18 protein-coding genes, 1 tRNA gene and 1 pseudogene are annotated in these 22,686 nt (G+C 67.5%); 13 read left to right on the forward strand and 7 right to left on the reverse strand.

Annotated features, from left to right (window positions below; translation table 11 throughout):
- Positions 1 to 22: 22 nt before the first annotated feature.
- Positions 23 to 1,033, forward strand: coding sequence for a Yip1 family protein (locus tag EES43_RS13340; protein WP_124268931.1), 1,011 nt, complete (start codon positions 23 to 25; stop codon positions 1,031 to 1,033).
- 188 nt (positions 1,034 to 1,221) lie between these two features.
- Here the strand turns inward: EES43_RS13340 and EES43_RS13345 are convergent, their stop codons facing one another.
- Both EES43_RS13345 and dcd read right to left on the reverse strand, forming a co-directional pair.
- Complete coding sequence (locus tag EES43_RS13345; protein ID WP_124268932.1) at positions 1,222 to 1,722, reverse strand: phosphoribosyltransferase; 501 nt, start codon at positions 1,720 to 1,722, stop codon at positions 1,222 to 1,224.
- Between the two features lie 6 nt (positions 1,723 to 1,728).
- Positions 1,729 to 2,304, reverse strand: a complete 576-nt coding sequence (gene dcd / locus EES43_RS13350; RefSeq protein WP_124268933.1) for a dCTP deaminase — start codon at positions 2,302 to 2,304, stop codon at positions 1,729 to 1,731.
- Positions 2,305 to 2,923: 619 nt separating this feature from the next.
- Between dcd and EES43_RS13355 the strand changes: the two genes are divergently transcribed.
- Positions 2,924 to 2,994 (forward strand) — tRNA-Gly (locus tag EES43_RS13355).
- A gap of 65 nt (positions 2,995 to 3,059) precedes the next feature.
- Here EES43_RS13355 and EES43_RS13360 read toward each other — a convergent pair.
- Together EES43_RS13360 and EES43_RS13365 are read right to left on the reverse strand one after the other, a co-directional pair.
- Positions 3,060 to 3,617, reverse strand: a complete 558-nt coding sequence (locus EES43_RS13360; RefSeq protein WP_124268934.1) for a flavoprotein — start codon at positions 3,615 to 3,617, stop codon at positions 3,060 to 3,062.
- Complete coding sequence (locus tag EES43_RS13365) at positions 3,614 to 4,879, reverse strand: helix-turn-helix domain-containing protein (protein ID WP_124268935.1); 1,266 nt, start codon at positions 4,877 to 4,879, stop codon at positions 3,614 to 3,616. The genes EES43_RS13360 and EES43_RS13365 overlap by 4 nt, the downstream gene beginning before the upstream one ends.
- Positions 4,880 to 5,057: 178 nt before the next feature.
- Here EES43_RS13365 and EES43_RS13370 point away from each other — a divergent pair, with 178 nt between their 5' ends.
- Together EES43_RS13370 and EES43_RS13375 are read left to right on the forward strand one after the other, a co-directional pair.
- On the forward strand, positions 5,058 to 5,498 hold the full coding sequence (locus EES43_RS13370; RefSeq protein WP_124268936.1) for an ATP-binding protein: 441 nt from the start codon (positions 5,058 to 5,060) through the stop codon (positions 5,496 to 5,498).
- A gap of 2 nt (positions 5,499 to 5,500) precedes the next feature.
- Positions 5,501 to 6,333 (forward strand): annotated as a pseudogene (locus tag EES43_RS13375) (UDP-N-acetylglucosamine 1-carboxyvinyltransferase); the annotation flags it as partial.
- Positions 6,334 to 7,283: 950 nt separating this feature from the next.
- Here the strand turns inward: EES43_RS13375 and EES43_RS13390 are convergent.
- Positions 7,284 to 8,126: an NAD(P)-dependent oxidoreductase gene (locus tag EES43_RS13390; protein ID WP_124268938.1), complete on the reverse strand. Its 843-nt coding sequence runs from the start codon at positions 8,124 to 8,126 to the stop codon at positions 7,284 to 7,286.
- Between the two features lie 299 nt (positions 8,127 to 8,425).
- Here EES43_RS13390 and EES43_RS13395 point away from each other — a divergent pair, with 299 nt between their 5' ends.
- The 5 genes from EES43_RS13395 to EES43_RS13420 all read left to right on the forward strand — a co-directional run bounded on the left by EES43_RS13395 (position 8,426) and on the right by EES43_RS13420 (position 13,479).
- Positions 8,426 to 9,655: a helix-turn-helix domain-containing protein gene (locus EES43_RS13395; protein ID WP_124268939.1), complete on the forward strand. Its 1,230-nt coding sequence runs from the start codon at positions 8,426 to 8,428 to the stop codon at positions 9,653 to 9,655.
- A gap of 283 nt (positions 9,656 to 9,938) precedes the next feature.
- Positions 9,939 to 10,157, forward strand: coding sequence for a hypothetical protein (locus tag EES43_RS13400; RefSeq protein ID WP_124271966.1), 219 nt, complete (start codon positions 9,939 to 9,941; stop codon positions 10,155 to 10,157).
- A 303-nt stretch (positions 10,158 to 10,460) separates the two neighbouring features.
- Entirely contained in the window at positions 10,461 to 11,693 is a 1,233-nt protein-coding gene (locus tag EES43_RS13410; protein WP_124271967.1) for an SIR2 family protein, read from the forward strand.
- A gap of 107 nt (positions 11,694 to 11,800) precedes the next feature.
- Positions 11,801 to 13,123 (forward strand): UDP-glucose dehydrogenase family protein, encoded by a 1,323-nt coding sequence (locus EES43_RS13415; RefSeq protein WP_124268941.1) that lies wholly within the window; start codon positions 11,801 to 11,803, stop codon positions 13,121 to 13,123.
- A gap of 26 nt (positions 13,124 to 13,149) precedes the next feature.
- The gene (locus EES43_RS13420; protein ID WP_124268942.1) at positions 13,150 to 13,479 is read left to right on the forward strand and encodes a MazG-like family protein; all 330 of its coding nucleotides are present in this window, start codon (positions 13,150 to 13,152) and stop codon (positions 13,477 to 13,479) included.
- Positions 13,480 to 13,828: 349 nt separating this feature from the next.
- On the opposite strand, the gene EES43_RS13425 is transcribed toward EES43_RS13420, so the two are convergent.
- Together EES43_RS13425 and EES43_RS13430 are read right to left on the reverse strand one after the other, a co-directional pair.
- The gene (locus EES43_RS13425) at positions 13,829 to 14,407 is read right to left on the reverse strand and encodes a hypothetical protein (protein ID WP_124268943.1); all 579 of its coding nucleotides are present in this window, start codon (positions 14,405 to 14,407) and stop codon (positions 13,829 to 13,831) included.
- Positions 14,408 to 14,421: 14 nt separating this feature from the next.
- Positions 14,422 to 15,447, reverse strand: a complete 1,026-nt coding sequence (locus EES43_RS13430) for a hypothetical protein (protein ID WP_124268944.1) — start codon at positions 15,445 to 15,447, stop codon at positions 14,422 to 14,424.
- A gap of 754 nt (positions 15,448 to 16,201) precedes the next feature.
- Here EES43_RS13430 and EES43_RS13435 point away from each other — a divergent pair.
- The 4 genes from EES43_RS13435 to EES43_RS13450 are packed head-to-tail and all read left to right on the forward strand — an operon-like array spanning position 16,202 to position 22,559.
- Positions 16,202 to 16,663 carry a hypothetical protein gene (locus EES43_RS13435; RefSeq protein ID WP_124268945.1) on the forward strand — a complete coding sequence of 154 codons (462 nt, stop codon included), beginning with the start codon at positions 16,202 to 16,204 and terminating at the stop codon, positions 16,661 to 16,663.
- Positions 16,660 to 17,313, forward strand: coding sequence for a hypothetical protein (locus EES43_RS13440; protein WP_124268946.1), 654 nt, complete (start codon positions 16,660 to 16,662; stop codon positions 17,311 to 17,313). The genes EES43_RS13435 and EES43_RS13440 overlap by 4 nt, the downstream gene beginning before the upstream one ends.
- A gap of 3 nt (positions 17,314 to 17,316) precedes the next feature.
- Positions 17,317 to 22,050 carry a putative T7SS-secreted protein gene (locus tag EES43_RS13445; protein ID WP_124268947.1) on the forward strand — a complete coding sequence of 1,578 codons (4,734 nt, stop codon included), beginning with the start codon at positions 17,317 to 17,319 and terminating at the stop codon, positions 22,048 to 22,050.
- A gap of 20 nt (positions 22,051 to 22,070) precedes the next feature.
- Positions 22,071 to 22,559 carry a hypothetical protein gene (locus EES43_RS13450; RefSeq protein ID WP_124268948.1) on the forward strand — a complete coding sequence of 163 codons (489 nt, stop codon included), beginning with the start codon at positions 22,071 to 22,073 and terminating at the stop codon, positions 22,557 to 22,559.
- Positions 22,560 to 22,686: the final 127 nt, after the last annotated feature.

The raw sequence follows: 22,686 nt of genomic DNA on the forward strand, positions 1-22,686 counted from the left end.
AGGACCAGGTACGTTCGTTGACGTGGCTGGATTCAGGATCGGACGCGGCCGGGACAACCGCACCCCGCAACAACCGCAGCAACCGCGGCAGCAGCCGTACGGAGGGCAGGCACCACAGCCGCCGTACGGATCTCAGCCGTGGCCATCGACGGGAGGAGGCAACGGCGCACCCCCGTACGGAGCCCCCCAGGGCGGCGGCGCCCCGTACGACGGCGGCGGCGCCCCGTACGACGGCGGCGGCGCCCCGTACGACGGCGGCTACGCCGGCGGCGGGCACGCGCACGCCGGCCAGGGCCGACCCGGCGGCGGACCCGGGCACGGCCCCCACGGGCACGGCGAGCCGGAGTACTTCGGCGACCCCTACCCGGACCCCGCGCCCCATGACCCGTACGCCAACACCCCGGGTCACACGCAGGCGTTCAGCATCAACGAGGACCCGTACGACGAGGGCGGCGCCTACCGCGCCGGCCAGGCGCCCGCCCAGCCCTCCGGCCCGCGCCTGGGCTGGAAGGACCTGCTGAACGGCATCGTGACGCGGCCCGGCCCGACGTTCTGGCAGATGCGCGACTACCCGGTCTGGGGACCGGCGCTGATCGTCACGTTCCTCTACGGCCTGCTCGCGCTGTTCGGCTTCGACCAGGCGCGCGAGGAAGCGATCAACGCGACGATCTCGACGGCCGTCCCGTACGTCCTGTTCACCGGCGTCGGATTCGTCATCGGCGGTCTGGTGCTCGGCGCGGTGACGCACACCCTCGCGCGCCAGCTCGGCGGCACCGGTTCGTGGCAGCCCACGGTGGGCCTGTCGATGCTGATCATGTCGATCACCGACGCTCCGCGCCTGCTCTTCGCCGTCTTCCTGGGCGGCGAGAACATGCTGGTGCAGATCGTGGGCTGGCTGACGTGGCTGGCGGCCGGGGCGCTGTTCACCTCGATGGTGAGCAAGTCGCACGACCTGCCGTGGCCGAAGGCGCTGGGCGCGTCGGCGATCCAGCTGATCGCGCTGCTGTCGATCATCAAGCTCGGCACGATCTGAGCGCACGCGGGTACGGCCCGCGGAACGACGAGGGCCCCCGGAGCGAGGCACGAAGCGCCCGATGCGCCACCGCATCGAGGCATCGGCGCACCGCCCCGGGGGCCTACGCGCGAGGGCTCCACGTCAGAGCGTCAAAGACCTGCCCCCAGCGCGTCCAGGACCTGCGCTTCAGGCGTCGAGGACGCGCCTCAGGCGTCCAGGACCTGCCCGGCGCGGCGCACGACGGGCTTCTCCACGCTCCACGGGAAGTTGATCCACTGATCGGTCTTCTTCCACACGTACTCGCACTTCACGAGCGAGTGCGACTTCTCGTAGACGACGGCGCTGCGCACCTCGGCGACGTGGTCGACGCAGAAGTCGTGGACCAGCTTCAACGTCTTGCCGGTGTCGGCGACGTCGTCGGCGATCAGGACCTTCTTGTCCGAGAAGTCGATCGCGTTGGGCACGGGCGCCAGCATGACCGGCATCTCCAGCGTGGTTCCCACCCCGGTGTAGAACTCGACGTTGACGAGGTGGATGTTCTTGCAGTCCAGCGCGTACGCGAGCCCGCCGGCGACGAACACCCCGCCGCGCGCGATGCTGAGCACCACGTCGGGCTCGTAGCCGTCGTCCGCGACGGCCTGCGCCAGCTCGCGCACGGCCCGCCCGAAGCCCTCGTAGGAAAGGTTCTCCCGCACGTCATTCGCCATTCGGCATCACACCTGGGTCCGATGGAAGTTCTTGAACGACCGCGAGGCCGTCGGGCCCCGCTGTCCCTGGTACCGCGACTCGTACCGCTCGGAGCCGTACGGGAACTCGGACGGCGAGCTCAGCCGGAACATGCACAGCTGCCCGATCTTCATCCCCGGCCACAGCTTTATGGGCAGCGTCGCCAGATTCGACAGCTCCAGGGTCACGTGCCCGGAGAACCCCGGGTCGATGAACCCGGCCGTCGAGTGCGTCACCAGCCCGAGCCGCCCGAGCGAGCTCTTGCCCTCCAGCCGCGACGCGAGATCGTCGGGCAGCGAGATCACCTCGTACGTGGACGCCAGCACGAACTCCCCGGGATGCAGGATGAACGCGTCGTCGCCCTCCGGCTCGACCGTGCGGGTCAGGTCGACCTGCTCCACGGCCGGGTCGATGTGCGGGTAGCGGTGATTCTCGAACACCCGGAAGTAGCGGTCGAGGCGCACGTCGATGCTGGATGGCTGGACCATCGACGGGTCGTACGGATCGATGCGGACCCGCCCGGCGTCGATCTCTGCCCGGATGTCCTTGTCTGAGAGAAGCACGTCCCGAGGATACGCAGAAGGCACGACCCCACCCCAACCGGACCACCCCCGCCACCGCACCAGCACCGGGCCCGGGGGTGGGGTGGGGCCGCCCCCGGGCCCACCGCGAGGCGGATGCCGGGCCTCCGCACTGAAGGGCACCCGCCCGCGGTACGGAGGCCGGCAGCCCGCCCACGACTTGCCTCTCTACGGCTGCCCCCTACGGCTGCCCTACCGCTCCTCGAACGCCACGGGAACGGCCTGCCGCAACCGCGCACACCGAGGACACCGGATCAACCGCCCGGGCCCGATCCGGTCGGCCCCGAGCTGCTGCATCGGAAACGACGAGGTGGTGAAAACGTGCCCTTCGGCGCATCGGACGACGGTGCGCTGCATCGACTGCATCAAACCTCTTCCCCAACCACATATGGACGAGAAAGCCACATTAGGGGATGAACGGGACGCGTCTCCACGCGGCACTCCGACCACCTACGCTACGCCCCCAACTCCCGCCCACCACACCCGCGTCCACCCCCACCACCCCACGCACCCACGACACACGGACCCCACGGCTCATTCGCCGGGGGCCTGGGATGGGGTAGAGTGAGCGGCGGTGCAGCACCGTTCATCGGACTGCTTCGCGGGTGTAGTTTAATGGTAGAACATGAGCTTCCCAAGCTCAGAGCGCGAGTTCGATTCTCGTCACCCGCTCTTTGATCAAGGCCCTGGTCGACGACCGGGGCCTTGCTTGTATCCAGGCTCCGTAAAGGCTGTGATCACTCCCGCTTGGACAGCCTGGGTGCCAGCAGCTCCAGCGCTTCCTCCCAGTGGAAACGGTCCGCCCCACCACCGGCCTTGGGGCGGTGGGGCTCGTAGGAACCGATCACGACGCCCATGCCCCGCAACCTCCAAAGACTTTCGACGTACGCGGGGTGGGCCGCCTGGGCGGCGTTCACGTACGGCAGCACGGCGGTGGGGATGCCGAGGCCGTACGACTCGCACAGAATGCCCAGCACCAGCGTGTCCGAGATCCCGGCCGCCCACTTGTTGATCGTGTTGAACGTCGCCGGTACGACCGCGATGGCGTCCGGGGGCGGGAGAGGGCGCGGGTCGGTGGGGGCCCGCCAGGCCGAGCGGATCGGGTAACCGGTCTGTGCTTCGATGGACGGCGCGTCGATGAAGCCCAGACCCTGAGGGGTGGCAACCACGCCCACCTCCCAACCGGCCTCCTGAGCCGCCGAGATCAGTCGGCCGACATTACCTGCGATGCCCGCCGCGCACACGACGACGTACAGAAACGGCTTGCCGGCCTCGCGTCCGGACTGATCGCTCACGCGGGGACTCCCAGTTGGCGGCTGAAGTGATGCAGTTCAGGCAGCGTACGACGACGGTCGCGGGCAGCCATGTCCGCGACCAACTCACGGATAGCCGGACGCCGGATGTCCTGTGCGGCGCAGCTCTCAGCGATGCGCAGCGCCTGGTATCCGTCTGCGAGTCGACCCTGCTGGCTGTAGGCACGCGCCGTTTCGACCCACAGAGCCGCCCGTCGTTCGGGGGCGGGGATGTGCCGACGCATGAGGGGACGCGCGGCCTCCAGAGCGAGCCCCACGTCGCCGAAGGCCGCAGTCGCGCTGACCTCGTGCAGGGAGACGTTCGTCGGGCTGAAGTTGGCCCAGGCGTCGGCGCGGTCGAGCGCGACGTACCGAGCGACTTCCTTGGCCTCCGTGAGGAAGTCGTGAGTGGCCGCTCGGTCCCCGCCACTGCTCGCGGCGGTGACCCCGCGGAGCAGGAGCAGGCCGAGGGCAGCCAGGTAGCGCGGGGAACGTTGGTCGTAGGCGCCTGTCAGCTGGTCGGCGGTGTGGCGGACGAGCGTGATGGCCTGCGATGTGTGTCGCTCCCGGGCCAGCAGGTGGGTGTGGACGCGGACGCTGGAGGCCAGGACGACGGGGTCGCCGCTGCGCTCTGCCTCTGCCATGGCACGTCCGACCGCCAGCCACGCGTTGCCGTGGTCTCCCCGCTTCAGGAGCAGGCTGGCCGAGGTCTGGTAGGCAGTGGCCAGCAGCCCTGCGGCTTCGTCCGAGCCTGCTGCCGCGTTGCGGAGGTCGACGATCAGAGACGGAAGCGTGCCCTCGAGGCGGGTGTAGTCGCACGCGTAGAACAGTCGGCGCACCTCCGAAATGCGCTCACCGAGCTGAGGAAGGTCTTGGTCCTCATCCTGTGCGGGAGGGATAGGACCTGGGAGAAGGGCCTGGACAAGTGCTCCGCTGCCGGCGTGGGACGGGATGGTGGGTACCGCCAAAGTGGCCAAGCTCGCGGCGAGGAAGTTGCGGCGATGCATGTCATCTGTCTCTGGTTCGAGGTTCCTGGCGACGGGGATGTCGGCAAGGCCGACGGAGGCTAACGGGATGCCCAGTTCCCGAGCGACAGCGCGCAGGACCTGGGAGTCCTCGGTGTCTTTGCCCTGTTCGAGGCGGCTGACCTTCGACTGGTGGTAGCCGAGCGCGGTGGCGACGTCGGCCTGGGACCGCCTGGCCAGCACGCGGGCGCGACGCAGCACTTCGCCGAGCCGTTTTGCCTCGTCGTACGCATCAGCCATCTGTGCCACGGCTCCTCTCGCCGTCGCCCGATCCTGCCTGCCCGAACGAGCCTAATTCTAAGCTCACTTGGCATTCATGCAGCTTCTGCATAAGGCATGCCGACCACGCACCTGAGCTGGTCCATCTACCGCCCCGAGCGGTTCCTTGGTGGAGCCGAACTCGACCGGGAGGCACCCTGTGGAACCGCACTGCTTCAGTTTTCCCGTCCCCAGCACGGCATACGCCGTCAGCGTCGCCAGACACCAGGTGGTCGCAGGCGTGCACGGCTGGGGGTTCCCTGCCGAAGGCGACATGGTGGAGACCCTGGCGCTGGTGGCCAGCGAGCTGCTGACCAACGCCGTGCAGCACGCAAGCCAGGGCCCGATCTCCGTGACCGTGCGGTTGACCGACGACAGGGTCCGGATCGAGGTCTGCGACGCCAGCTCCGTACGCCCGAAGGCCGGCCTGCCGGGCCCGGACGACGAGCACGGCCGCGGCCTGTTCATCGTGGCCGCCCTGACCCTGGGACACGGCGTCGAGACCACTGGGTCGGGGAAGCGGTGCTGGGCCGAGATCCCGGCTCACACCCATCCTCTGCGTCCTGATGCGGCAGTCCACGTACTGCTTCCGAGGAGATGACCATGCCCACCACACAGATCCCTCCCATGACGGCAGAAGTGATCGCGGTCCGCCCTGGCCCGCCACTGGCCGGGACCGTGACCGTCGACGGCTCCAAGAACGCCGCTCTACCGCTTCTCGCGGCGGCTGCGGCCCTCGGGCGCCCGGGGCAGACCAGCAACGTTCCGGCCAGCGCCGACGTGCAGGCCATGCTCACGTTGTTGCAGCAAGCCGGACACCGAGTCGCCCGCACGGTCGGTGTTCCGAGCACGGTCCTGGCCCTGGCCCTGGGAGGCGACGTCGGACGCGTCGCTCCGGAGCTGTTCGAGACCGCCGGCCGCACTCGCGCCTCGTACTAACTGGTGCCCGCTCTGCTGGCCGCCACGGGCGTGCCGTCCTGCCGTGGCCGGGCGGTTGCCAGATCGGCGAGCGCGGCATGGAGCAGCACTTCAAGGTGTACGAGGCGTTTGGGGACCAGTACGCCATGGACAACCGCGGCTACACCGTCGTGGCCGGGAGCGCTCGTGCCGACTCCGTATCGGTCATGTTGCCTTTCCGGTCGCGCGGCGCGACCGTCGCCGCCATCCTCCGAGCCGTGGTCGCGGGCCGCCCGCTGCGCCTGGGACATCCGAACTTGTCCCCCGAGGTCATCAGCGTCCTGGACGCGCTGAAGTCAGCGGGTTGGGGCACGCAAGCGACCGAACGTCTGATCGCCCTCGCACCACCTGCCGTTTGTACCCCGGAGGGATCCGTCGCCCGGGCCGTTCCCGGAGACAAGATCGAAGCGGGAACGCTCGCCTGCGCACTCGCGGCCACGAAAGTCAACGGCCGCATCGAGGGCGTACGTGGCCGGGACACCGGCTCGATCAACGCCCAGCGGGCATCGGAGACGTCACTGCGATACCCGCGTCGAGGAGTCACACACCGACCAACGAGCGCCACAACCTACAGTCACAAGAACATCCCAAAACACCAACTACCCAGATCAGATGCCCTCTAAGTCCAGTTCGTCGTAGACCTCGTCCCAGTCAGACGGGGGTCCATCCCCGCAGGCGCGGGGAGCAGGCTGGCCGCGTCGCGTACGACACCGAAGTGACGGGTCCATCCCCGCGGGCGCGGGGAGCAGACTGCGTGACCAGCAGGTTTCCTAGCGAGCGAGGAATTTTTGAACCAACTGCAGCGAGAGCGGCAAACAGGGTGAATCGACCAACTAGTCACATACAACTCTCCAGCGAACAGGTTACGGCCGCCCACAGACCGCCGCCAGCCTTCCGCCGAGATCCCGGAATCATCGTGCGGGCCGAGCCGGCCCCATGGAAGATGTCGAACCCCAACACCCTCCCTCCCTCGCACCACTTCCGCACCACACAACGGCATCCTGCGGTCAGCCACAGCGAGACACAGCATCGACGGCTCAGCCGCAGCGACACACACGTCCCGCCCGACCAGCAGGGGAACCACAAAGGCACCCGTGTTTCCCAAGCTCAGAGCGCGAGTTCGATTCTCGTCACCCGCTCCACGATGAAGGCCCTGGTCGGAGACCAGGGCCTTGTTTGCTGTGTGCACCCCTCGGTGCGCGGCGCGCCCTCGATGAAGCCCGGCCCCGGCAAGGACACTGGCCTGGCGCGTACATCGGCTCTCTCAGAGTCCCTCTCCCACCGGCAAGCTCTGGCGGCACAGTCTCGCAGCACCGTTCTACGCCCCCTGCCTTCGCCGGAGCCTGCGGCGTCGGCCGCGTCCACCGCCCCTATGTCTCGCCCTCGGCGGAGGCAAACACCCCGAGGCGGGGCCCTCAGCGTGAACGAATCAGCTGCTTCCTCCAGACCGGAGCTGAGAGAGGGCATGCACGACCGGCAAGTCGTACTGGTCCTTGTCCTGTTCCCAGAAGGCAAGCACCCGAGCCGTGGCCTCGGCCATGTCCGTGGGCAGGCCAGCCGCGCGGAGAGTATCGGCGACCTCTTCCATCTCGGGCGCCCAGCGCCAGGCTCGGGCTGCCACGCTCGGTAGATACTCCGGATCGGAGAGGATCGCGGAGATCATGACCTCGGCTTCGGCTGTGAGCTGATCACCGACTCCATGGGCGTCGGCGAGCGCGTGAGCGACTCCGGCGAGAGTGCGGGCGGCCTTCTGGTAGCTGGAGAAGGCCATTTTCAGCGCGGAAGCGGAACCGACTGTGTCCCCGACGCGGCACACGTGCAGCGCAGAGTCCGTGAACAGCGACGCCACCAGCTCGACGGCAGAGTCGGCCCCTGCGAGATAGAGCCGTGTGGCACGCCCGTCGCCTGGCGGCTGACCGAAAACGGCACCGTCGACAACTGCGGAGCCGGGGCGGATCTCGTCAGCGATGCGCCGTACGCGCTGAGGGCTGATGGCGTTGACGTCGGCGTACACCCCCGCGAAGCCGTGCGCTGCCACCGCCGCCGCGACGTCCTCCGCCGCCTGTGGTGGGCAGACCGAGAGAACGACCGCGCTTCTGTACAGCGCCTCCGCGAGCGAGTCGTACGCCGTGGCACCGGCCTCTCTCCCTCGGACCCAGGTGTTCTCACTGCGGCCCTTGGTTACCGACAGCGCCTCATGGCCGCCGGCCACGAGCTCGGCGGTGATCGCCGCGCCCATGGTTCCAGGGTGGAGGACGGTCACGGTGATCACTGGCTGCCTCCGGCGGTGCGCGACGTGGAAAGTTCCTCATCCCCATGATCCGCTGTCGTTCGGCACCGGCGGCTTCGGAATCAATACCTGATGGCCGTCTGGGCACTGATGGCGGACAGAAGTGCCTCCGGTCTCGGACTCGCCGTTCAGGACGGGACAGCGGTACACGGGCCGTGCCCCCACCGTCCTGGCAGCTCGTCTCACGCCGAAGCCTCGTCATGGGTACCGTGCAGGAGACGAACTCTGTACGGACAGACCGGCGGTTGCGCCGGATCGTCCGGCGGCCGGGAGGTGTCCTGATGCTGGAGGAAGCCGAGGAGATCGGCAAGCGCGCTCGCAGGGCGAGGCTGCGGCTGGGCATGCCGCAGGCCGACCTGGCGACCGCCCTCGGGAAATCGCAGGGCTGGGTGTCGAAGATGGAGCGTGGACTGATCGAGCTGGACCGGGTCGGGCTGCTCAACCAGGTGGCCGCAGAGCTGCACGTCCATCCGAACGACCTGATCGGACGCCCGTACAGCAGCTCCCCCGACGACAGCCAGTGGCAGATCGCCGCCTCGTCGATCCTGCGCGAGCTGCGCCGCTACGACCTCGTTCCCGTCTTCGACGGGGTTCCGCGACCGGCATCACAGCTATGGCGTGAGGTGACCCGGCTGCACCGCCTGCGGGACACCGCCTCCAACGTCGCGATCCTCCGAGTTCTCCCGGACCTGTTCCGGGAAGCGCGCGCCCTGGCGGAGGACTCGGACGGGCACGAGCGGGAAGAGGCGTATGCCCTTTACGCCGTGTGCTGCAAGTTCGCGCACACCGCCGCGCACGCCCTCGGACACCCGGAGCTGGTGGCCATGGCGTGCGAACGGGCCGCGTGGTCTGCCAGGTTGTCGGGAGATCCGGTGCTGCCGGCCGTCTCCGACTGGATGCGCGTCTGGGACATGTGGGCGACGGCTGACTGGACCGACGCTCTGACTCTCTCGGACAAGGCGATCGCCTCGGTGCAACAACCGTACGAGCATGGTGATCCGCTGGCCGTGCGGGCTTGGGGCACGCTTCAGCTTCGGGCGGCCATCTCCGCCGCTCGGGCCAACCGTCCATCGGAAGCGGAGGACCGGATCGGGCACGCGAAGGACGCGGCGGAACGCATGGACGCGTACGTCGGCGCACCGGTGTACGACCGGCATTCGCTGACGTTCTCCGCCGGGAACGTGCAGATCCACGCGATCAGCGTGGCCCTGGAAATGGGCAAGCAGGGCAAAGCTCTGGAGATAGACCGCCGCACCAGCCCGAGCTTGATCGGTTCACTACCCAACTCCCGTCAGGGACACCACCACATGGACGTGGCGCGGGCCTGGCTGTGGGACGGAAACCGGGCAAAGGCCCTCACCGAGCTGGAGACGGCTGAGCGGATCGCGCCGCAGCTCGTACGGAACCACCCCATCGCCCGTTCAACGCTCCGCAGCATCGTCTACGCGGAACGAGCAGCCACGAGGGAGAAGCTGCGGCACATGTCCGACCGCTTTCACCTGGACGGATAGGGGTCGTATTCCTCCGGCTCATATTCGAGGCTCGTCCTGTCCCTAACTTCGGGGCATGACGCGACGACGTTCTTCTCATCTTCCTTCGCAGGGAACCGAGTTAGGTACGGCAGCACCCTTCCGCCCACTGCTCGGCGACCTCGCCACGGCCAGCGCTCGCGATGGCCGTGTGGGTGTCGTAGTCGCTCTCCCTGGTGAGGGCTATGCGACGACGTACCACCTGCGTCCGCCTGGGGGCGGGGCCCCCTGGTCCGCGCCCGCCGACGGAACGACGCTCCGTCCCGTGCCGGTGAGGGCCACCCACGCCACGCTCTCGGCCGGACGGGACGCGGTCTACGACGCGCGGGCCAGGCAGGGATCGGTTCCCATCGGGTTCCACTTGGATGACGGCTCGACCCTCGATGGCGCGCTCATCCTCACCTCTGTCGAGCTGGAGTGGCTGCACCAGCAGACCAGCCGCCTCGTCGACGCACACGGACGGGCCCTCGGCGGCACCCCGTGACCGGGCCTCGGCGACGCCACGCCCGAAAAGCCGCGCCGCGCTCCGTACGCCCCGAAGGCGGAGGCATCGCGCTCACGCTTCTGGCGGTCGCCGGCCTGGTGGGACCGGCCTGTGCACTGCGTGAGCAGGCCGTCCCGCTCTTCAACGGCCTCGGTCACCAGCCCGCCGCCGTCTCAACGGACGCGAGCCCGCCCTCCGACCACTGACTCAACCCCGCTGTCCGGGTCGTTCACCCCACCTTCCCGGCCAACGGGGCCTGCCATGCACCCGGAACATCCAGGCGTGATTCTCCAGGGAGAGATCATGGACATCCCGTACATCGTCATCGACCAGCTCACCCCCGACCAACAGCGGCTCTGGAAGACCTACTTCGGCGACGCCGACCGACCCCGCTACATCGAGGAAGGCATCTGGCGCCGAACGCAGGAGAAGGCCACGGCCGAACAGAGCGGCTGGACGGCCGCCGACGACGCCCGGCGGCGGATCATCCACTACCGCTACCGGTACGGCCTGGTCCCCACCACCGCCGCGCCGGCCATCGGCCTGACCGACCTGTACCTCTACCACTCCGTTACCGCTCCAGCGGATGAGATCGACGCGCACCACGACGCCCTGTGGGACTCGCTCGCCACCGGCGGCTGGAAGGAGGCTCCTGGCGGATTCTTATGGACACGCCGGGATCTGAAGTGCCGCATCACCGAACACGACGTCCACCCCCAGGACGCCGCTGCGGGCCGTACCCTGCCCGTCGGCTACCGGAGCCTGGACGTCCAGATCGCCTCGGTGTCCTACGCACCGCCGCCCGCTGTCCGGCAGCTGCCGTGGAACGTCCTCCCCACCGGGATCAGGTGCAAGGACCGCCCCGGTACGCCGACCCGCGTCCCAGACCTGTCCGTCCTCGCGGACCTGCTGCCGTTCCAGGTGGAGATCGGCTGCGGTACGTCGGTCGAGGCGGGTATCCCGCCCCTGCACCGGCTCCACGAGATCTACCGGGTGACCGACCGCCAGGGCCACGAGCCTCGGGAACACCGCTTCACCCTCTCCCCGACAGCGGACACGCTCCTCCACGAGGTTCTGACGGAGCCGGAGGAGAAGACTGCGGAGTTCGTGGAGATGTTCCGCGCCTGCTTCCTGGCCGAACCGACTCCGGCGATGTGGGCGCTGAAGGAACTGAAGGACGCCGGTCACCTCGTCGGCCCGGTCATCACCAACAACTTCGACGTGCTCGCGGCGCGCGCCGGGCTCGACGAGTGCTTCATGCGCCGCTACGACCAGGCCGTACCCGACGTCGAGTGGGTGGACGGCGCCAAGGCCCTCCTCGTCGTCGGCCTGCACGCCGACCGACGCAAGGTCCAGGCACGCGCCCGCGCTCGCGGCATGCAGGTCGTCTACCTGGACCCGGAGGGCTTCTGGCGCGACGGCCAGTTCATGCCGTACCCGCTGGAAGGCCCCCAGGACGGCGACCTGGTGTGCCGGGCAACCGCCGCCGAGGCACTGCCCGCCCTCGTCAACCTGCTCAAACAGCACGCTGGTTGATCCACCTGCACGAAGAGGGTCGCGCCGGGTGTTGGCGCTAGCGTGACGCACCCGGCCAGCCCGGACTCCCCTGGGCGGGCGAGGGATAAGGAAAGGAGCGTCGACCCATGCGCGTATCCGTCATCGGCTGTGGTCACCTGGGCATCCCCCACGCCGCTGCCATGGCCGAGATCGGCCACGAGGTCATCGGCGTGGACCTGGACCAGGCGAAGATCGACCGCCTCAACGCCGGTGAGTGCCCCATCTACGAGGACGGCCTGCCCGAACTCCTCAGCACCCACACCGCCACTGGACGCCTGCGGTTCACCACCAGCCTCGCAGAGGCGGCCGAGTTCGCCGATATTCACTTCCTCGCTGTGGGCACGCCGATCGACGCGGACGGGCGGAGCTACGACACCGGACAGATCTTCGGCGCAGCCCGCGCCCTCGCCCCGCACCTGACCCGCTCGACCGTCATCGTCGGGAAGTCCACGGTCACCGTCGGCACCTCGCGCGACCTCGGTGCTCTCCTCGTCCGGCTCTCTCCGGCCGGTGAGGACGTGGAGGTCGTCTGGAACCCCGAGTTCCTGCGCGAGGGCCACGCCATCGACGACACCCTGCGCCCCGACCGGATCGTCGTGGGCGTGCCCTCGGCCCGCGCCGAGGACGCGGTACGCCAGGTCTACGCACCCCTCTTGGCGAACGGCATCCCGCTGTTCGTGACCGACCCCGCCACGGCCGAACTCATCAAGGGTGCCGCCAACGCCTACCTCGGCATGAAGATCTCCTTCATCAACGGCGTCGCCGACATGTGTACCGCCGCCGGAGCCGACGTCCAGCAGCTCACCGAGGCCATCGGCCTCGACCCTCGTATCGGGCGCGGCGGCCTCAACGCCGGCCCCGGTTACGGCGGCGGCTGCCTCCCGAAGGACGTCCGCGCCTTCACCGCCTCCGCCCGCACCCTGGGCGCCACCGAAGCAGCGACCATGCTGCGCGCGGCGGAGGAGGTCAACGAATCCCGACCCTCCGCCGCACTGAAGCTCATCGAGCAGACGCTCGGCCGACCCGTCGACGGCGTACGCATCACCGTCTGGGGCGCTTCCTTCAAGGCCGGTACCGACGACGTCCGCGAATCCCCGGCCCTGGCGATCGCCGCGCTCATGCACCAGCGCGGCGCGACCGTCACCGTCCACGACCCGCACGCCGTACCCACAGCACTGCGCCGCCACCCCGAACTCGACTACTGCGAAGACCTCGAAGACTCCCTCACGGCAGCCGAGCTGATCGTCCTGGCCACCGAATGGCCCCACTTCCGCGAGGCCGACCCCAAGGCACTCGCCCCACTCGTCGCGGACCAGGTCCTCGTCGACCTCCGCAACCTCATCGACGCCGACGCCTGGCGCATGGCCGGATGGACCGTACGCCAGCTCGGACGACCCGCACAGGAATAGCCGAACCCATCGACCAGAGGTCCGACGTGGACACCCTGTGGGACAACATCGAGAAGCTCTCCGCCGTCTGCCGAGCAGCCGGCGCCCACCTCCCCGACAAGGAACTCAAAGCCCTCCAGGTCGGCAAGGTCGCCGAGGAGGCCGGCGAGGCCATGCACGCCCTCCACGGCCTGAAGGGCCTCACCACCTGCGGCGACGACCACAAGTGGTCCGAGGTCCAGAACGACCTGGTCGGCGCCGTCATCGCAGCCCTCCTGGCGATGCACTACATCGATCCCTCGGGCGCTCGCGCCACCTTCGACGAGAGCCTCCACCGGCGGACGCGAAGGGGCCGCGAGGCCGCTGCGGCTGCCTGACAGCCTCCAAACACACCGTCGGCCGCGCCTGCCAGGCGCGGCCGACGGCCAAGCTCAAGTCCGAGTATCGGCAGCCATCTGCTGCCAGGGCGGAAAACCCTTCTCCACAGCACCAGGGCATCCGGCTACTGCTCTCCGCAGAGAAAAGCGCAAGCTCACGACTTCAAACAGCCTCTGCGGGCGCACTCGTCCATCTTGGATAGGAGGAACACCGCTCGAGAGTGTCGGCCGAACCGTGGGGAGCGCCTCCCATCCCGGGCACCCCGTTCCAAGCAGGGCAGAGCATTCCCGGCCAGGGGCGCCAAGGTCGCTCCTGCAACGGCGCGCTCCACCTTGGTGTGAAAATCGCCTACAACCAAGGCGGTTGCCATCCCGCCTCGCGACACAGGTCCTCGAAAGGCTTATCCATATTCGAAAACATTGAATGCGAGTAGACGTCGGTAATTCGAGAACCCAAGACCTCCTTTCGAGTGCTACTCGTATCCGGATATCCCATATCGCGGCGAGCCGCCAGGACAAAATCAGCATAGAGTCTCATGAACACAACGGGAGGCGTTGGAGGGTTAAAGCTCGCCTGCATGAAATTATGAAAGGACCTCACCGCTTCATCGGAACCGAAAATAGCAACCCAGGTGGCAAATTCGGAGATATTAGCACGGAAAGTTTCTTCATTCACCGCACGACGATCTAGCATATCTTTTAGCGTGTTAATCATAGGTTTGTACGTATCGTACTTTTTCTCGGAGATCCTCGATTCCAGTTCACGAAGCCTCTGAGCTTCCACCTCGGAGCTCTTTGCAACTTTCGCCGATCGCGCAGCAATTACCGCTGCAATTACGGCGGCAATGGCGGGCAGTGCGGCTACAGAAAGTGCAATCCTCCAATCAACGCCACCCGGAGCTGCCATAATCCAGTACACCCCTGCCATTTTCCTCCCCCCGATCAATCAAGCGGTTCGAACTGCGGTCTAGGCGCAATCACAGGCGTCCTCATTTCATTGATGTGGAGCCACTCTGGGGCCTCAACCGAAACCAGCTGATGCTTCACTTCAAGTAGCTGCTGTTGCGCCGCCTCATCCAGAGCATTCTCGATATCGATAACTTTGGCCGTTGGATACTTTTCCAGCTGCTCCGCCACCCTCTGGCCTTTAACGCTCGGCTTTAGGTAGTAGGGCGGCCTCGCCTGCTTCCCTATTGTGTAAACAGCCGATGCGACCGACCAGTAGGAATCATTGAACAGCCCCATGAAACCGTCAGGGTCGGGAAGTACGGTCAACCAAAGCCCGTGGGAGCGATCGAATCGCACGCCCGGACGCAGATTGGTTGCAGCGGGAACAATTGCTACTCGAAGCCCCGGGCCGCCCTCCAATTGCGTATGGTTGCTTTTGATTGTCGCTGCAGCATACCGCCTAGCATTTTCATCGGAGAGGAAGATGTCCGTCTTCCAGATTTTCTTAATCCGCTGCCCAAGTGCATCTTCGGCGTTGGCCCCTTTTGCGGCATGCTTGAGCCAGTCGCTCGCAAAACGATAGGGCCTACCCTGACTATCCGGCAGCAGGACAGCTTCCTCTCCTGCATTTTCGACCACCGCTTCCAGAAAACCCAGGTACTTTGCTCGCTCGTAACCGAAGAGGAGCGAGGAGGTGCCAGAAGAACCTCGGAAAACCTTCGGCGATGTACGGCTGAGCGCGTCTGAAACCAATTCGGTCACCGTCGGCTCACCGCCAGCGATCGCCTCATGCACGGCCCACTCGAACCCGTCGCCTCGCATGCCCTTATCTCGCTCAAGACGGGCATAATGTGACAATTGACGCATTGTTACGTCGACTCGGTCAACGTTTAGGTCTGTCAGGTCTTGCGTGCTCAACTGGTCGAGCATCGCCCTCAAGATGGAGCGAGAGACGGCGTACAAGGCCCGCCCATATTCATCGACGGGCTCTCGCTGCTTGAGGAAGGTGACATCGCTCATGACTCACCTTATCTGCCGGGCATGTCAGGCGCGCAACCATTTGTGGAAGCTTGATTGTCCAACGGACGCAGCACCCCCTGAAGGGGTGGTACGACTGTCGAGGGCGCTCAGTGAACTCCCCCGTACGTCGAGAACAGCGCTGACGCACCCGTTCCGCTCTGGCCATCCGAGGGCACCCATCAGCGGCCCGGTAAGACCGATACTGAACATCGCCGAGCATCGGAACCCATCGAACCAGCCAGGAAGCTGCTATCTGGCACCGACAGCAAACCAAGGCAAGAGGATCGACACTGCACCGTCGGCCCTTGGGGGGTGCGGTCCAGCCGACATATCAGGGACCCTTCCATGGCCCCTGTGCCCTGCTGGCCCGCCCAGAGCCCGCACTTCGACAGGTTCCGTCGCACTGCGGGCCCCGTGCCCCATCCGTGCCCAGCAGAGCGGACAACAGCGGTCAGATACGGCTCCCAGAGACAGGGAACCATCCACCTGGCCGCTGCAAAACCCCAGTTCAGGACCCCTCTAGCATCCCAGGAACCGCTGATTCCCAAGCTCAGAGCGCGAGTTCGATTCTCGTCACCCGCTCTGTGATGAAGGCCCTGGTCAGTGACCGGGGCCTTTCTTGCGTTCGGAGTCGGCCCGGGCTCGTGGTATGGAGGCTGTGGGGACGGCTGGAACCACGTGGTTGCGGGTGGGCGTGGTGTCCTAACGTGTGCGAAGTGAAGGGTGAAGACTCGGCTATGGGGGGAGGCTTCCGGTGGGTGACGAGGCAGCGCTGGTGGATCGGATAGCCGAGCGGCGGGCTGGGGTCGGGGATCCGGGGGCTCTGGTGGGTGAGTTGCGGCGTTCGTTGGTGCTGGTGCCGTACGACCGTGGTGGGTTGTGGACCGCGGAGTTCGGTGGGGTGCGGTGGGTGTGCGGGTTCACCGATGAGGCGGCGTTGGCCCGGTTCGCTGCGGAGCGGGGAGCCCTGGAAGGTTCCGGGGCAGCCTCGCGGACCTGGGAGTACGCGGAGTTCCGGGGGGCGCGGTTGCTGGACGAGGTCATTCCGGCCATGGGCGTGCCGGCCGGGGTCGCGATGAACGTGGCCGATCCGGACGGGTCGATGCTGTTTCCGCCGGTGGTAGGGATCGTGCCCAGTGCCTTGGCGGTCGATGCGGACGTACCGGATGCTGCGGCCGTCGATGAGCAGGACCGGAACGGGGGGCCGGGTCGATGAGCGGTGGCGGGGCGGAAGACCTCAACGTCGATCCGGTCAGTGTTCAGCTGATCACCAGCGGGCTGCGCGGGGCCGTGGCCGAGTTGAAGGAGATCGGTACCGGTACGGGGGCGGTGCTGGGCAAGGGGCTTTCGGATCTGTCGATGACCGGGATGGAGGCCGGGCATCACGGGTTGTCGGTGGATTTCGAGGACTTCTGCGAGCGGTGGGAGTGGGGCGTCCGGGCGCTGGTCCAGGACGCCAACGCGATCGCGGCGAAGCTGGGGCTGGCAGCGGGGATCGTGTGGGAGGAGGACCAGTACGTCCAGGGCACCATGAAGATCGCCGTGAACGCGGGCGTGGGGAATCCGCATGCGTCCGAGGACGAGATCGTCAAGCAGGACTGGGGCGATGTGTTCACCCCTGACTACCTGAGCCCCGACTACAGCCGGGAGTCGTTCGAGCGGACAGCCGACGAGGCCGGGCAGACCTGGAAGGACACCGGGCGGGCGCTCGTCACCGAGGGGAACGGCGGACGTCAGTCGGACCAGCTGAACGAGCTGTTCGGCGTCGACCAGGAGGCGTTCGACCGGTCCGTGGACGACACGTTCGGGCCCTCGCCCGACGAGCGGGCCCGGCAGCAGGAGCAGGGCGACGGCGGGGGGAACTAGGTCATGGGGTTCGGGGATTTCGTCAGTGACATCACGCCCGACGTCGTCGAGGACGCGGTGGAGGACGGCGTCGAGTGGGCCGGTGACCGGGTCGAGGACGCCGGGAACTGGACCGGCGACCGGCTGGAGGACGCCGGCTGGGAGTCCGGAGCGGACTGGGTCCGGGAGAAGTCCCGGTCCGTCGCGAACCGGATGGGCGCCGAGGTCGACGAGATGGACCTCGGGCAGACCGAGGACAAGACGAAGCTCATCTACGGCAGCCCGTCCGAGATCCGGTCCACTGCGACCCATCTGCGTGAGTTGCAGGGCGCGTTCGACAAGGTCGGCGGCGGGCTCAAAGGAGTCGACTCGTCCGCGCTGAAGGGGCAGGCGGCGGACGCGTTCCGGGATTCGGTGTCGATCGAACCGCCGAAGTGGTTCAACGCCGCCGACGCGTTCGAGAAGGCGGCGGGCGCACTCGACTCCTTCGCAGGGACCGTCGAGTGGGCCCAGGGACAGGCGCAGACCGCGATCGACAAGTGGAAGGCCGGGACCAAAGCGTCGGAGGAGGCCAGGGACGCGTACAACGACAAGACGACCACGTACAACAAGGCCGTCGACGTCTACAACGCCAAGCCCTCCGACCAGCGCGATCCCGCCACCCTGCCGCCCAAGCCTGGCACCTTCAGCGACCCGGGCACCGGGCGGATGGAAGAGGCCCAGTCGCTGCTCGCGGAGGCGCGCAAGCAGCGCAACACCGCCGCCGACATCGCCCGCAAGGCGGTGACGGCGGCGCGGGACTCCGCACCGCAGAAGCCGCGGTACGCCGAGCAGGCCATGGACGGGCTCGCCGAGTACCAGGTGATCCAGACCCACATCGCGGGCGGCGTCGTCAAGGGTGCGGCGGGCATCGTGAACTTCGCGCGCAGCGTCAACCCCGTGGATCCGTACAACATCACCCACCCCGCCGAATACGCGCTCTCACTCAACAACACCGCCGCCGGACTCCTCCGGGTCGCCAACGACCCCTGGGGCACCGGCAAGCAGATGATCGACGGGTTCATGAAAGACCCCGCCGAAGGGTTCGGGCGGCTCCTGCCCGACCTGGCCCTCACCGTCGCCACCGGCGGTGCCGGGGCCGGTGTCAAGGGAGCCCGGGTGGTCAAGGAAGCCGCCGACCTCGCCTCCGATGCCCGCAAGCTGGAGAACGCCGCCCCCGAAGGCACCCACAACCGGCCCGACGGTGAGCGTACGAGCGAGGGCACCGACCCGGTCGACCTCGCCTCCGGCCGTATGTACCTGCCCCAGACCGACGTCGTCCTGCCCGGCGTACTGCCCCTCGCCTTCACCCGCCGGGCCGAATCGGGCTACACCGCAGGCCGGTTCTTCGGCCCCTCCTGGTCCTCCACCGTCGACGAACGCCTGGAGATCGACGCCAACGGCGTCATCCACGTCACCGACGACGGACTGCTCATCACCTACCCGCACCCCGTGCCTGGGCTGCCCACCCGCCCCGAAAGCGGGACCTCGCGGTCCACCCTGAACCGCGACGAAGGCGGCGACTACACGCTCACCGACCCCGAGAGCCGGCTGACCAAGCACTTCGTCGGCCCTCCCGGAACGGAACCCGGCGAGGACGGCGCTGCGTGGCTCGTGCAGGTCGCCGACCGCAACAACAACATCATCAGCATCGACCGCACCGACGACGGCACACCCCTGGCGCTCGTCCATTCCGCCGGCTATCACCTCGTCCTGGCCACGGTCGAAGCGCGGGTCGCCGAGGTGTCCCTACGGGACAAGGGCGGGGCAGCGCTCCCTGTCAGGTCTTACGGCTACACGGACGGCAACCTCACGACCGTCACCAAGCCCTCCGGCGCCGCCCTCACCTTCGAGTACGACGACCGCCGCCGGATCACGGCCTGGATCGACTCCAACCATCGTCGCTACGACTATGCCTACGACGACCGCGACCGCGTCATCGCCGAAGGCGGCGTGGACCGACACCTACAGGTCGTCATCGGCTACAGCGAACCGGAGCCGACCACCGGCCACCGCGTGACCACGGTGACAAGCGCGCAGGGGCACACCACCCGCTACCGCATCGACGACCGTTGCCGCGTCGTGGCCTCCACGGATCCGCTCGGGCACACCACACGATCCACGTACGACGAGCACGGCCACCTGGTGTCCCGCACTGATCCGCTGGGCCGCACCACCGCCTTCGCCCATGACGACGAAGGCCGGATCACCACCGTCGTCCGCCCCGACGGCAGCGAACTCCGCAGCGAGCGGGACGCAACGGGCCTTCGGTCCACCTACACCCTTGCGGACGGCACGCGCTGGCGACAGGAGTTCGACGACCGCGGCAACCGCGTCGCGCTCACCGGTCCGTCAGGTCACACCACGCGTTACTCGTACGATGACCACGGCCGGTACGTCTCCGTCACGAACGCACGGGGAGCCATGACCGAGGTTCGGTGTGATGCTGCGGGTTCCCCCCTCCGTGTGACCGATCCACTCGGGGCCGCGACCTGCTTCCAGTTGGATGCGTTCGGCCGTCCCGTACGGATGGAGGATCCCCTGGGAGCCGTCACGGAGTTCGAGTGGACGATCAACGGTGAGCTGGCGCGCCGCACGGGCCCAGGCGGCGTAGTGGAGAGCTGGAGCTATGACGGCGAAGGCAACCGCCTCACCCACACTGACCCCGTGGGCGGCACAAGCCGCTTCGAGTACACCCACTTCGACCTGCTTTCCGCCCGCACGGGTCCGGACGGCGCCCGTCACGAGTTCGTCCACGACACCGATCTGCGTCTGACAGAGGTCGTCAACCCGCAGGGACTGACCTGGTCGTACACCTACGATCCGGCTGGGCGGCTCATGGCCGAGACGGATTTCGACGGTCGCACCGTTGCGTACGGCGTCGACCCGGCCAGTCAGGTGACCAGCCGGACGAACGTGCTGGGCGACAGAGTGGACTACGAGCACGATCTGCTGGGCCGCGTGATCCGCAAGGACGTGGCGGGAGAGATCACGACGTACGCCTACGACAGGGCCGGGCGCATGATCCAAGCGACCGCCCCGCAGAGCGAGCTGATCTACCAGTACGACCGAGCGGGTCGGGTCAAGACGGAAATGGTCGACGGCCAGGCCATGACGTACGCCTACGACGCCCTGGGCCGTCGCAGCCGTCGCGTCACGCCCACGGGACGGGTCACGGCCTACGGATACGACGGCGCGGACCGTCTCGTCGATCTCACCACCGACGGTCGCCGGATCGACTTCGCCTACGACGCGAACGGCCGCGAACTCGACCGTTCCTTCGGTGACATGCTGGCGCTCACGTCGAGCTTCGACGAAGCAGGCCGTCTCCGTGCCGAGCACGTCAGCAACGCCGCCCGAACGCTCATCAGTCGTACGTACAGCTACCGGCCGGACGGACATCTCCTAGGTCTGGACGACACCGCACGTGGCGCGAGGACGTTCGGACTGGACCCCGCGGGCCGGGTGACCGTAGTCACTGCGGCGAACTGGAGCGAGGCGTACGCGTACGACTCGGCCGGCAACCAGACGGTGGCTTCGTGGCCGGCTTCCCACTCGGGCGGCGCGGCCGACGGCCCCCGCTCCTACGAGGGCACTGTCATCACCCGCGCGGGAGACACCCGTTACGAACACGACGCGCTCGGCCGCATCACCCTGCGGCAGAGGACCAGGCTGTCCCGGAAACCCGACACGTGGCGGTACACCTGGGACGCCGAGGACCGCCTCACGGAGGCGATCACTCCGGACGGCACCCGCTGGCGCTACGCCTACGACGCGTTGGGGCGGCGCACCCGCAAGCAGCGGCTGGGCGGCGACGGGCGAACCGTGGTGGAGGAGACCAGGTTCACCTGGGACGGCTCCACCCTCTGTGAGCAGACCACCACCTCGGCGGACGTGCCTCACAGCGTCGCCCTCACGTGGGACCACCAAGGGGTGCGGCCACTGGCACAGAGCGAGCGCATCCTGGCCAGGGATGCCGCGCAGTCGACCATCGACCAACGGTACTTCGCCATCGTCACCGATCTCATCGGCTCTCCGACCGAGCTGATCGACGAGTCCGGCGCACTCGCGTGGCGCACGCGGACCTCTCTCTGGGGAACGACCACCTGGGCCAGGAACAGCACAGCTCACACCCCTCTGCGCTTCCCTGGCCAGTACCACGATTCGGAAACGGGTCTGCATTACAACCTCAACCGCCACTACGACCCGGAAACCGCCCGTTACCTCACACCGGACCCACTCGGGCTCGGGCCCGCTCCCAACGCCGTCGCCTACGTAGACAACCCCTTCCGGTGGTGCGACCCGCTCGGCCTCGCCCCGTACGACCCGCTCCGCGAGGGTTACACCTCGTCCCCGGGCTTCCAGAAGGACCCGTACCACCCTGACGTCGTCGAGAGGCGCATCGAGGCAAATCGCGAGCTCTACGGCATCAAGGACCCCGATGCCAAGGGGATGATCGGGGCCAACGGCACCCAGATCACCAGCAAGACGTTGTGGAACCATGGGCCGTACCGCATCGACGTGGAAAACCCCGACCCCGGCGGACGAGCGGGGCAGCTCCACTTCCAGGACCAGAGCAACAAAGGCGCGAAGTACCAGTACGACTTCGACACAGGAAAGTTCGAAGGGCTTCCACGCAGCGTCGAGAAAGCCGTCGGAAGCAGTCCGGGCTTCATCGCAGGGATCAGAAAGGGGCTCGCCGCACTCGGCGAGGGATAGGCATGCGAAGCAATCCTCGAATGCGGGAGATCCTGCGGACGACAGACGTCACCGACCTGAGCGATCGGGACATTCCCTCCATGTTCCTTGAGGTCGTGGAGCGCGGGTGGTCCCTCACGGCCGCCGGTGGGCGTGTGCTGACCGACCTCTGTCCGGAGGCGCCCGGCACCTATGTCGACCGACTCGCGGAGGAGACGACGATCAACGGGAGGGGGATGACCGACTACGACCTCCCGGCCGCACCGGACGAACGTACGCCCCTTCTCGTCCGGAGGTGCCTGGCGTATGTGTGCGCCTGCCTTCGGAAAGCGCAGGAGGAGTTCGGTGACACTCAGGTGAAGGCGTACGTCTCCCTCTCTTTCGCCGATACCGAAGAGGCCCTCCTCACCTCCAACGTCACCTTCTGCACGCCGCTTCCCGACGTCCATCCCTACATCCCGGACTTGGAGGCTGTTACGGACGCGGCCGTCGCGGAGATCTGGCTGGAGGACTGCTCGGCTTGGTCATGAGGGTCCCTGGCGCCCTCTGCTCGTGCCCAGCAGAGCGGACAACAGCGGTCAAGTGCGGCCTCCACAGACCATAGCCATCTCAACCGTCTCATGAGAAAGCGCAGGTCAGGACGTCTTCGGTGGCCCA

Origin of the sequence: Streptomyces sp. ADI96-02 (assembly GCF_003846185.1) — a bacterium.
Lineage (GTDB): Bacteria > Actinomycetota > Actinomycetes > Streptomycetales > Streptomycetaceae > Streptomyces.